The sequence below is a fragment of the Burkholderia sp. PvR073 genome, from assembly GCF_054055695.1.
In genome coordinates this window covers 345,530-357,727 of the sequence record NZ_JBSRXO010000001.1, presented here as the reverse complement: position 1 = coordinate 357,727, position 12,198 = coordinate 345,530, and the positions used below count along the sequence as shown (strand labels likewise).

Genomic DNA, 12,198 nt, shown 5'->3' with positions numbered 1-12,198 from the left:
CCGGGCCCGACGATTTTCCGTCGGGCTCGACGGCTGGTCGTCAGCGAAAGACGAACGCCAGGACGGCTTCGCAATGGGCTTCCACGGCCTTCTCCCGCAGCGCGTTGATGCCGTGTGCGTATTTGATTTCAGCGGTCAGCAGATACGGGATTTGCGCGATCGCGGTGATCATGTACAGGAGCGTGACGGGATCGATCTTGTCGAGCCCCTTCGTCTGCGCGCTCACATGCTCGATCAGCGGAATGGTGAGATCGTGGCGTGGGCGAATGAACGTCTGCGCCATCCATTTCAATCGTTCGGAATCGCGATTGGCTTCCTGCATCATCAGGCGTGCGTGCTCCGGATACTTCGCGCAATACCGGACGTAGTTCCGGATGTACTCCTTCACGACATCGAGAGAGATTCGCCCTACATCCGACCCGGGTGGCTTCGCCTCTTCCATGAAGCGGTCGAAGAGGAAGGTCACGCTTTCCCGCCACAGATTGTCCTTGCTGCCGAAGTAGTAACGAATCATCGCGTGATTGACGCCGGCCGCGTCGGCGATATCGCGCACGCTCACCGCATCGAAGCCGCGAGTCGAAAACTGCTCGAGTGCAATGGCCAGAATTTCTGCTCGTGTCTGCTCGCTTCGTTCCTGCTGAGCCTGTCTGACAATCTGCATCGCAACGTTTCCTGAGTCGAGTCATCCGGATTGTGCCTTTCGTTCGAAGGGTTCGCAACGCCGTCCCGTATCCGCATGAAAGGCGGGGTGTGTCGTCGGCCTCGCTCGGCGATGCATGCGACCGATGTCGGGGAAAGTCCCAGTGTCCACGGATCGCATTGCGCTTGACGAGGGGGCGGCCGTATCTATAAATTATCCAAGTGGATAGTTATTCAATGAAAAGAGCTCTCATGACGCCTGTCGACCCTGATGCCGGTATCGAATTTTCGAATGCGGTGCTTCAATCCTCCTTATCCTCGCCGATGGCGGCGATTGCCGATCCTGACGAACGCGCCCGGGAAGTCGAAGCCCGCATGACGGACGACGAGCGGTTTTCGATGTTGTACAGCCTGATGGTGCGCATTTTCGGCACGAACGCGCGCGAATCGCGCGTGCCGGCACACGTCCCCGACATCGCGGGATACGTTAATGGCGTGCCGCGACTCGGAATTCCGCCGCTGCTGCTCGCCGATACCAGTCTGGGCTTGCGGGCGACCCATGACGTCAACGAGACGGCCACCGCGCTGCCGGCGGGGCTGGCGCTCGGGGCGACGTTCGATCCGATGCTGGCCACCGCGGCGGGTACGCTGATCGGCAAGGAAATGCGCGAGCGCGGCTTCAACGTCGCACTCGGCTGCGGCATCAATCTCGTGCGCGAGGTGCGCAACGGCAGGAATTTCGAATACCTGTCGGAAGACCCGCTCCTGTCGGGAAAGCTCGGTGCGGGCATGGTGTCCGGTACGCAGGCCGAAGGCGTCATCGCGTTGGTGAAACACGTCTCGCTCAATGCGAGTGAAACGAACAAGTTCTTTCTGGATGCGATCATCGACCCGGCCGCCCATCGGGAAAGCGATCTTCTCGCGTTCCAGATCGCGATCGAGACCGGTCGGCCCGGTGCGTTGATGGGCGCATACAATCTGGTTAACGGCGAATATGCGTGCGGTAACAAGCAGATCATTCAGGACACCATAAAGGATGCAATGGGGTTCGAAGGGTGGGTGATGTCTGACTGGCGCGCGGTCAATAGCTGGGATTACGCGCTCAAGGGCCTGGACCAGCATTCCGGTGCCCAGCTCGATGAATGCGAGTGGTTCAACGAACCATTGCGCCGGGCCTTCGACGAAGGTCGCATTCCACGGCAACGGATCAGCGAGATGGTGCAACGCATGTTGCGCTCGTACTTTGCGGTGGGCATCGACCGGCCGTCCGCCGCGGAGCCGGTCGACGCGGACGCGCATAACGACGTCGCACTGGAGATTGCCCGTAAAGGCATCGTCTTGTTGCAGAACCGCGATGCGATGTTGCCGCTCGGCCGGAATGTGCGGCGGATAGCGCTGATCGGCGGCTTCGCGCAGGCCGGTGTCCTGTCGGGATCCGGTTCGAGCCAGGTTCGGCCGCGCGGCGGCTACACGGCGGAGATTCCGTTCAGAAGTCACCCGTTGCTCGGCGCGACCTCGATGTGTTTTTTCGGGCCATCGCCACTCGCGCAACTGCGTGCGCGCCTGCCGGGAGCGAGGATCGATTTCGACAGCGGCGCGCATATTGCCGATGCGGTGGCGCTGGCTGAAAAGGCCGACGTCGTGATCGTGAACGCGATTCGACACGAGGGCGAGCGCTTCGATTGCCCCGACATGACGTTGCCGTATGGTCAGGACGACCTGATCGAAGCCGTGGCGCGTGTGAATCCGAATGTCGTCGTCGTACTGCAGACCGGCAACCCGATCGCGATGCCGTGGCGAGACAAGGTGCGGGGCATCGTCCAGGCCTGGTTCCCGGGGCAAGCCGGTGCCCAGGCCATTGCCGAGGTGTTGACCGGCGAGGTCAATCCTTCGGGGCGTCTGCCCGTTACGTTCCCCGTCAGCGTCGATCAAACACCGCATCCGCGGTTGCCCGGGGCGGATGTGGAACTCGGCACGCCGATTCAGGTGCGTTATCACGAGGGCGCCGAAGTCGGATATCGCTGGTTCGCGCAGCAAGGCAACACGCCGATGTTCGCGTTCGGTCACGGGATGAGCTATACGGACTTTGCGTACAGCGATTTTGCGGTGAGCGGCGGCGACACGGTAACGGCGAGCTTTACCGTCACCAATACCGGCCCGCGAGACGGGGACGACGTTCCGCAGCTTTATCTCACGCATGCGGCCGAAGCGACGCGCATGCGTCTGCTCGGTTTCGAGCGCGTCTGGTTGCGTGCGGGCGCGTCGGTCACGGTGAGCATGGTCGCGGATCCGCGCTTGCTCGGTTGTTTCGACGCGACATCGGGGCGGTGGCGCATCCTCGAGGGCGACTATCGGATCGTGCTCGCTCGCTCGGCTGCAGATCACGTCGTCGATGCGACGGTTCGGCTCGAGCATCGTGAATTCGGCAGGTAAGCAACCGGCGGATCGGCTGGCGCTGTGTCGGTACGGGCGCGCTCGCGTACCGCGCATAGCCGATGGGCGGGGAATTTTCGCATCAGCAATTTATCCGGTCGAATGATTCAGGGTGGTTTTTGCCCAATCGGCTGCAATGGAGACACCATGGACGAACTCGTGCTTGCGGGGGCCGGCAGGCGCTCCCGCGGACATCTCGGCATTACCCTGACCCTGGCCTTTATCGGCGTCTGGCTTGCATTGATTCCGTATCCGATGATGATCCTGCCGATGCTGGCCGAGCGCATCGCGCCGTTGGACAAGGCGAACGTGCTGGCCCGGGCGATCGGCGTCGGCGCGATCGTCGGATCGATTGCGCAACCGATCTTCGGCTTGCTGAGCGATCACACGCGCGCCCGCTGGGGCATGCGCAAACCGTGGATCTTCGGTGGCGCGGTGGCCGGTCTGGGCGCCATGGCGATCCTGGCAACGGCTGGGTCGCCGGCTCAGCTTGCGCTGGGATGGGCGCTGATGGCGCTGTCGTTCAATGCGACCTTGAGCGGGCTCAATGCGATTCTCCCGGATCAGGTGCCGCCCGCCCGGCTCGGATTCTTTTCCTCGATCGTCGGATTCACGCCGCCGATCGGCATTCTGCTGGGCGTGTGGATCGTGCGGCAACTGGCGCCCGATCTCGTGTCCGTCGCGATGTTGCAAGGTGCGATCGCGTTTACCGCCATCACATGTTTTGTCGTGTTTGCGAATGACCGGAGACTCGAGGAAGGTCAGTTCAAGCGGCTGCAATGGAAGCGGCTGGCGGCATGTTTCTGGACGAATCCGGTCAAGCATCCCGATTTCGCCATCGCGTGGCTATCGCGTGCGTTGGTGCTGTTCGGCGTGAGCTGCCTGCAACACTATCTGATGTTCTATTTGCGCGACCGGATCGGCCTGTCGCAACAGGAAACGCCTCATGCGATGTTCATGTGCCTGTTGGTCGCCACGGCGGCGATGACGGTCAGCGCGTTGCTGTTCGGGCGACTGTCGGACCGCCTGCAACGCCGGAAGGTATTCGTCTTCGTGGCAGGGGTGGGGATGGCATTCGGTCTGCTGGCCTTGCTGGCCTGCACGACACTCGCGCAACTGCTGGGCGTGATCGTGTGGATCGGTCTGGCACAGGGCGCGTATCTGGCCGTCGATCTGGCGTTGGTGACCGAAGTGCTGCCCGATCCCGATACCGCGGCCAAGGACATGGGCGTGTTCCACCTCGCAAACGTGCTGCCGCAATTCGTGTTGTCGCTTTTCGTGACATGGCTGACATTGCCCGGCGGTGCGATCCGTTACGACACCTTGTTCGTGACGGCGAGTTGCGCGACGGCGCTCGGTGCGCTCGTCATCACCTTCATCAAAGCGGTTCGTTGACATCGAACGTCTCTTTACCATCGGATTTGAAATGACCAAGCAGCCCAATTTCGTCGTCATTGTCGCGGATCAGCTACGTGCCGATTGCGTGCATGCCGTGCATCCGTCAACCCAGGTCCGGACACCGAATCTGGACCGGCTCGCAGCCGACGGCGTGGCCTTTACGCAAGCGTTCGGACAGCACAGCGTGTGTTCACCGTCGCGCGTGTCGTTCCTGTCGGGCCGGTATCCGCATGTGGGCGGTCATCGGACACTCGGCCACTTGCTGGGCCCGCATGAACCCAATTTCCTGCGCGTCTTCAAGGAAAGCGGCTACCACGTCGCGATGGCGGGCGGCCGTGGCGACTCGTTTGCCGCCGGTGCGACCGAGTTGTCGATGCATGAGCACGGCTTCCTGCCCGAGGAAACGCGGCGCAGCGCCGGCGAATTTCTGCGGAGCAAGACGCAGGGTGATCCGAGCGATCCGATGGTCCGTGCGTTCTATCGCGGGCAGCGCTCGCAGGATCAGGCGAACGTCGAATATGACGAAGTCGTGGTCAAGACAGCGGAGCACTGGCTCAAGTCTCCGCCGCGGGAACCCTGGGTGCTATATGTCCCGCTCTTTGCCCCGCATCCTCCGTTCGAGGCGGAAGAACCGTGGTTCTCGATGTACGACCGCGAGATGGTGCTCGAACGTGTCGCCGGGAGCGGGCGCATGCCGGCCTACATCGACGCGCTCACGAAAGCGCACGGCTGGGATCACATGACCGAAGCGCAGTGGCGGGAATTGCGTGCCGTGTATTACGGGATGGTGTCGAGGCTCGACCATCACGTCGGGCGGATCGTGGATGCGGCCCGGCAGGCGACCGAGCCGGAGCGGCTGATCACCACCTTCTTCTCCGATCACGGCGAATATCTCGGCGATTTCGGTCTCGCCGAAAAGTGGCCGTCTGGCGTGCACGAATGCCTGCTGAGAAACCCGCTGATCGTGTCGGGCGTGTCGGCGCCCGGTGTGGCCGGCACCGTTTCCGACGCGTTGGTGGAAATGATCGACGTGTTTCCCACGTTGCTGGATCTGGCGGGTCTCGAGGCCACGCACGCGCACTATGGGCGCAGCTTCGTGCAGTGCCTTCGCGAGACCGGTGCGGCGCATCGCGAGAAGGTGTTCAGCGAAGGAGGATTTCTCGTCAGGGAAGCCGATCATTTCGAGAATGCCGGCTTCCCGTACGACATCAAGGGCATGCAGCAAAGGGAGCATCCCGAGTCGGTCGGAAAAGTGGCGGTCGTTCGCACGCTTGAATGGACTTACGTGTGGCGATTGTACGAAGGGCCGGAACTGTATCGACGGACGACCGATCCGAACGAGACGACGAATCTGGCCGGTATGCCGGAATACGCCGAGATAGAGGCCGATCTGCTCGCGTCCTTGTTGCGCTGGCAAGTCGAGACAGCGGATGTGCTGCCGGCCGGGAAAGGCGCCCGATTCCCGGTCGTCGATTTGCCGCGTCCCGGAGAGTGGCGCGAACAGCAGGAACGTTGACGGCGCTCAGGTCGCGGAGTTGTCCAAGCCGACAGCTCGGCGACCTGATTTCCAGGTCGGGCGGTGGCATTGGCCAGACAGTTTTCCGGTTGAATTTTCATAATAATTACTTAATAGAACTAATTATTAAATGGAGGAGACAGTGCGGAAAGGAGCTGTAGCGGTGATCGCCATGGTGATCTCAGGATATACGTATGCGCAGTCGAGTGTGACGCTGTTCGGAACGGTCGGGGGAGGCGTGCGTTGGACCGACGGGATACAAGGTGGGCATCAGATCGGGTTCGACAGCAATTCCATTTCGGGCAACTCGTTCGGCATCCGCGGGGTGGAAGACTTGGGCGCGGGATGGCGTGCGATCTTCATGTTGCAGAGTGGCTTCATTACTGGCACGGGCGGCACGAAAACGTCGAGTACTTTCTTCTCTCAGCGCTCCTATGTCGGGCTGGAGGGCGGATTCGGCCGGCTGATGCTGGGGCGTCAACTCAACGCAGCGGAAGACATTGGGGTTCAGCTCGACCCGAATGAGGCCAACGGGCCTTCGTTGGCCACCGTGCCGGGCATTGTGTGGGGCGGCAACTTCTTCACGCTGGACGCGCGCTTCAACAATACGATCAAGTACGTCGGACGTAACGGCGGATTCACGTTGCGGGCGAGCTATTCGCCGGGCGGGGTGGCCGGCAATACGCGGGCCGGGACCAACTTCGCCGTCGGCACCAGCTATCAGTTTCGGACGTTGCTGCTGGCCGCCGCGTATCAGAAGACCTACAACGCTAGTGCGTCGCAACGCGCGGAGACGGCGATGGGCGGGGCAACGTGGCAGCTCGGGCCGACCCGGATGTATTTGAGCTACAGCGCACTGAAGGTTTCCGCGGCGACCGCGGCCGGCGCGGAACGACGCGATCACATTCCGTCGGTAGGGCTCGTCTATCGGGTAACGCCCACGCTGCAGTTCACCGGGGCGACCTATTACGACATCGCCAGCAATCTGAAAAATGTCGCTGGCGCCGACGGCCGAAAAATGACGACGTATGCGATGGTCGAATATTTTCTGTCGAAGCGCTCCGAACTCTATGTTGAATTCGACCGAAACGGATTTTCCGGTGCTTACAAGAAAGATCCCACGAACGTATCGGCGTTGAATCTTCGTCCGGATGGCCGCGCGGTGACCGGTGTTTCGATCGGGATGATCACGCAATTCTAGATACACATTCGATGGCAAGGTCGTGCTCGAACACGAAGCACGACCGGCGCATCGATTTTACGGGGAGGATGTATGCATGTTCGAGTGATGGTGTGCCGGGTCGCTGTGGCAACGGCACTGACGGTGCTGGCCGCGAGCGCGGCGGCTCAGGAGCGGCAGGCGGAACCGGCGCTTTCGTCAATGCCCGCGGCGGCGCCCACCAAGGCGCAGAAGGCGGCGGATCGCCAATTGAGGAAGCGCGTTGCGCGTGCGCTCGGGCGAGCGAAGCGACTCGATGCGAGTCGCTTGTTGATCTTCGTGCGCGGCGATGTCGTGACGCTCTCCGGCGATGTAGCAGATTTGGAACAGAGCGCGTTGGCTATCGGTACCGCGCAGCGCGTGCCGGGCGTCGGTGAGGTACGCAACCAGCTTCGTATCCGTACACGAAACTGACGAGCAGCGAGCCGATCGCATGAAGAATGAGCGTTAATCCTGGAGTGAAATGAGCGAATCATGAAAGCAATTCTCGTGATGTACGATAGCCTCAATCGGCACATGCTCCCGCCTTATGGCAACGAGTGGGTCAAGGCGCCGAATTTCCAGCGGCTTGCCGAGCGGAGCGCGACGTTCGACAACTGCTATATCGGCAGCATGGCGTGCATCCCTGCCCGCAGGGAATTGCATACGGGGCGCTACAACTTCCTGCATCGAAGCTGGGGGCCGCTCGAGCCGTTTGACGATTCGATGCCGAACATGCTTCGACGCGAGGGCATCCATACGCATTTGGCCAGCGATCATCCGCACTATTGGGAAGATGGCGGTGCGACCTATCACACGCGGTACAGCAGTTGGGAGTTCTTTCGAGGGCAGGAAGGCGACCCGTGGAAGGGGCAAATCCGGCAGCCGCCGATTCCGGCGCGGCTCAAGGGGGCGCTGAACGAGAAGGCCGCGCGACAAGACTTCGTCAACCGCCAGTACTATCCGACCGAAGATCTCCATCCGCAAACGCTGACGTTCGACGCAGGCGAGGCGTTCATCCGGGAAAATCACGATGCGGATTCGTGGTTGCTTCAGATCGAGACTTTCGATCCGCATGAACCGTTCGCCAGTTATCCGAAGTATCGCGATCTTTATCCTCGAACGAATACGGACGCGCATTTCGACTGGCCGCCATACGGTCCGGTATCCGGCAACGAAACCGACGACGACATTCGGCACGCGCGATCCGAATATGCCGCGCTGGTATCCATGTGCGATCACTCGTTGGGGCGGGTTCTCGACCTGATGGATGAACTGAATCTGTGGCAGGACACGATGCTCATCGTGTGCACGGACCATGGCTACATGCTCGGAGAACACGGTTGGTGGGCCAAGACGGCGCAACCCTGGTTCGACGAGCTCGCGCATACGCCGCTTTTCATCTGGGACCCGCGTTCCCGCCGTGCGGGCGTTCGACGCCAGTCGCTCGTGCAGATGATCGACATCGCGCCGACGCTGCTCGATTTCTTCGGCGTGCAAGCGACGCCGCGCATGCAGGGTGTGGCGCTCGCGAAAACCATCGACGAGGATCTGCCGGTTCGGGAGGCGGCGCTGTTCGGCATGCATGGCGAACACGTCAACGTGACGGACGGGCGTTACGTATATATGCGCTCAGGGCCGGACCCAGACCGCAACGCGCCGGTGTATGAATATACGTTGATGCCCACGCACATGCGCGAGATGTTCAGCGTCGACGAACTGCAGGATATCGAGCTGGCAGCGCCGTTTCCGTTTTCACAGGGCGTGAGCATGATGAAGATCGCGAGCCGGCCTATTGGATATTCGTATCGTGCCGGCACGCTGCTGTTCGACTTGATGACGGATCCCGGGCAGGCGCGCCCGTTGTACGACGATGCCGTGGAGCAGCGCATGGCGACACTCGCTCGGGATCTGATGCGTGCCAGCGACGCACCGGACGAGCAGTATGAACGTTTGGGTTTGCCGGCCGCGGGCCCGATCGACCGCGATCAACTGCTCGCCCGTGCCCACGCGGATCGATCTGAGGCGCTACGTCTGCATCTGGCCGCGCGTGCGCAAGTGATGCGCGCTGAAGTGGAGGGCCGGCGCGTTCGCGCCGAAGCATCTCCGGACCGTTGAGCCGTATGTGAAGGCTTTGCCGTCCGCAAGAAGGAGTGGCGGCAGGGCGGAAGGCACGGTCGCCTGTCGCGGCCCGGCGTGGAATGCGAAAAACCCGCGAAGGCTTCACGGCCTTCGCGGGTTTTGTTTTTTCGTGCGGCAGCGCTTGGCTTCGCCGACAGGCGCGGAACCGCACGCGTCATCCGGCCGTCAGCGCGCGAAATCCGACGTGCTCTGGATGAACGTGTTCAGCTTCGAGATGTTCACGCTGCCGAAGCCCGTCGTCGCGTCCCAGCCGGCCTTTGCCTTGTAGCCATACGTCCCGCTGCCGTTGTTGCCGGACGTCACGTCGTGCAGCAGGGCCGCGTTGGTCGGGAAGTACTTGTAGATGCTCGACGCCGGGAAGCCGAGCGCGTTGTTGTTGGCCGATTGCAGCCGCGCCCAGATGCCGGTGAAGATCGGCGCGGCGAGACTCGTGCCGCCTTCGTTGTTCAGGTAGCCCGAACCCCACAGCGTGTCGGACGTCTGGCCGTTCACCACGAGGATCGCGCCGGTGCGCAGGTCGGCGTCGAAGCCGACGTCCGGCAGCGCGCGCTTGGTCGATCCGGTGAGGCTCGACGATTGCCACGACGGCGCGGCTTCGTATTTGCTGTAGCCGCCGCCCGTCGACCACACGGTGCCCGCCTGCCAGCTCGGATCGTTCCACACGATTTCGCTGTTGTACGCGTTGGTCGACGTATTGGTGAACAGCGTCGTACCGCCCACCGCGATTACGTAAGGCGACGTCGCGGGTTCGCTCACCGTGTAGGTCGAGCGCGACGGCGTGCCGCTCGCGCATTCGTATGCGCCGTGGTCGCCGGCCGACACGGAAAAGGTCTGCCCCTGCGCGACGGCCTGCTTGAAGATGGTGTCGTCGGTCGCCTGGGAGCCGGTGCTGTACGAGGACGATTCGCACACGCCGAGCGACACGTTGATGACCTTCGCGACGTTGTCGCTCACCGCCTTGTTGTACGCGGCGGTGATCGCCGTGAGCGTCATCGACGGCGCGACGTAGAACACGACCTGTTTCACGCTGCCGCCGGCGGCGCCGACGATCGACTGGCTGTCGAGGTTCCATTCGACGGTGCCGGATGTATCGGTGTACGAACTGCCTGACGGCCCTGTCGGAACGACGCTGCTGCTGATCGTGCCGAGGCCGTTGTTCGCGGCGAACGTGTTGAGGTCGCTGACCGTCTGCGACAGGTCGCCTTCGGAGATGATGCCGACCGTGGTCTGCGAGGCCGTCGGCGTACCGTCGCCGCCATAAAGCGACGAGAACTCGGTCGGGTTGTGCGGCACCGCGGATGCGCCCGCCGGGATCGTCAGGTTGCTGGTGTTGCCTTGCGGCTTGCCGCCCGCGCCGGTATGCATGAGCTCGACGTTCTGCAGGCCGAGCACGGCGCCGACGATGCCGCCGATCGCGTTCGGCACCTGCGCGGCGTCGGTGTTCGCGTAGACGCTGCGGCCGTTACGCGTGAAGCGCTTGAGCGTCGTGCGGAAGGCCGACTTGATCGTTGCCGCGGTGCCGGATGCGGACACGAGCAGGCGGTTCGGCGCGACCACGATGTTGACGAAGCCGGCCTTGCGCAGGTGCGAGACGACCGAGGCGACCTGTTGGTCGGTCGGCGCGTATTGCGCGGCGAACTGCGCCGGCGTGAGGAACTGCTTGTAGTGCGGCGAGCCGGGCGTATGCAGGTCGCGCAGGTACTGGTCGAGTTGCGCTTCGTTGCGCAGGTTCAGCCCGAGCACGATGTCCACCGATTCGCCGGGCGCCATCTCGGTGGCAGCCGCCGCAGCGGCGGCGGTGCTGGCCGCCGGTGCGCCGGCGGTACTGCTGCTTTCACCCTGCTGGACGAGCGGCAGGAATCCCTTGGTGCGCGTTTCCGTCCAGCCGGCGGCCGGTGCGGCATGGACGGCCGTCATGCCGAACGAAGCGGCTGCCGCGGCGGCGAAGGCGAGCTTGACGATGCGGATATGCTTTTGTTTCTTGTCTGCAACCTGATTCATTTTGAATTACCCCTCCGGTTGAACATCGAACGGCATGAACAACAACAGTCGACAGCGGCGCGGATCGTGTGCCGCCGATATCCGCCGCGCTCGCGTGGATGGCGCGGACGCGACGGGGCCTTTCGCCCGATCCGGAAAGGTGGTGACCTCCGGGAGCGAAATGCTGGAATGCTACGTAGTGGTGGCGCTGCGCCACGTTTCGGGTGGCCGCGCCAGCGGGCTTGATGCGGGCGGGAATGGCTAGAGCAACAGTTTCGGTGTCCTGCTCATTCGGTTCGGTCCTTCGGCCCGCTGCCGGACGGCAGCTGCCCAATGAAATGCATCGGGATGTTGCATGCGCCGACGGAAGAGAGGTGGTCGGCGGCGAGAACTTCGGTGCGGCGGAAGCGAAATGCGTCGAGCGGATCGATTGCGTGGTTTGCAATGTGTCAGATTGCTTGCATCGGACGGTATCAAGAACGAAAGTTCGGTGTCAAACTTTTTCTGATTATATGAAACAAAATTAAATGAATTAAGCTGAAATGCTTTTGAAAAGATCTGGGGTGTTTTGTAATTTCCGAAACCCGATTTGGTTGTAATCGCAACTTCATCGGCCGGATCATTCGCGGTTCGAATCGTAATGGGCGAACCGTTGTGGAAGAAACATTCGAGTCGGCGGTGCCGGTCATCCGTCGCGCAATGCACCGGGTGTCACGACGTCCGGTGCGGAACGCCGGATTCGAGTGCGATGCCGGCGCCATTGACGAACTTTGCCGGGCGAGCGCCTCGAACACTGGCATGGGCAGCGCGGTGCAATTGCCGACGAAACATCGGCCGGCTTACAGCGCGGCGTGGGCGTGAAACGCGCGGCGAAGGCTGCTGCACCGGCCGA

8 protein-coding genes are annotated in these 12,198 nt (G+C 62.3%); 6 read left to right on the top strand and 2 right to left on the bottom strand.

Features of this window, described 5'->3' with window-relative positions; all coding sequences use genetic code 11:
- Nucleotides 1-40 precede the first annotated feature (40 nt).
- Nucleotides 41-661, bottom strand: coding sequence for a TetR/AcrR family transcriptional regulator (locus ACVK00_RS01510; RefSeq protein ID WP_284893792.1), 621 nt, complete (start codon nucleotides 659-661; stop codon nucleotides 41-43).
- Between the two features lie 230 nt (nucleotides 662-891).
- Between ACVK00_RS01510 and ACVK00_RS01505 the strand changes: the two genes are divergently transcribed.
- The 6 genes from ACVK00_RS01505 to ACVK00_RS01480 all read left to right on the top strand — a co-directional run bounded on the left by ACVK00_RS01505 (nucleotide 892) and on the right by ACVK00_RS01480 (nucleotide 9,302).
- Nucleotides 892-3,072, top strand: a complete 2,181-nt coding sequence (locus ACVK00_RS01505) for a beta-glucosidase family protein (protein ID WP_354123159.1) — start codon at nucleotides 892-894, stop codon at nucleotides 3,070-3,072.
- Nucleotides 3,073-3,219: 147 nt separating this feature from the next.
- Nucleotides 3,220-4,467 carry an MFS transporter gene (locus ACVK00_RS01500; protein ID WP_284893794.1) on the top strand — a complete coding sequence of 416 codons (1,248 nt, stop codon included), beginning with the start codon at nucleotides 3,220-3,222 and terminating at the stop codon, nucleotides 4,465-4,467.
- Between the two features lie 31 nt (nucleotides 4,468-4,498).
- The gene (locus ACVK00_RS01495) at nucleotides 4,499-5,986 is read left to right on the top strand and encodes a sulfatase-like hydrolase/transferase (protein ID WP_284893795.1); all 1,488 of its coding nucleotides are present in this window, start codon (nucleotides 4,499-4,501) and stop codon (nucleotides 5,984-5,986) included.
- A gap of 142 nt (nucleotides 5,987-6,128) precedes the next feature.
- Nucleotides 6,129-7,187: a porin gene (locus ACVK00_RS01490; protein WP_435521276.1), complete on the top strand. Its 1,059-nt coding sequence runs from the start codon at nucleotides 6,129-6,131 to the stop codon at nucleotides 7,185-7,187.
- Nucleotides 7,188-7,259: 72 nt separating this feature from the next.
- Complete coding sequence (locus ACVK00_RS01485; protein ID WP_284893797.1) at nucleotides 7,260-7,619, top strand: BON domain-containing protein; 360 nt, start codon at nucleotides 7,260-7,262, stop codon at nucleotides 7,617-7,619.
- A gap of 60 nt (nucleotides 7,620-7,679) precedes the next feature.
- Entirely contained in the window at nucleotides 7,680-9,302 is a 1,623-nt protein-coding gene (locus tag ACVK00_RS01480; RefSeq protein ID WP_284893798.1) for a sulfatase, read from the top strand.
- Between the two features lie 189 nt (nucleotides 9,303-9,491).
- On the opposite strand, the gene ACVK00_RS01475 is transcribed toward ACVK00_RS01480, so the two are convergent.
- Nucleotides 9,492-11,327 carry a S53 family peptidase gene (locus tag ACVK00_RS01475; protein WP_228909451.1) on the bottom strand — a complete coding sequence of 612 codons (1,836 nt, stop codon included), beginning with the start codon at nucleotides 11,325-11,327 and terminating at the stop codon, nucleotides 9,492-9,494.
- Nucleotides 11,328-12,198: the final 871 nt, after the last annotated feature.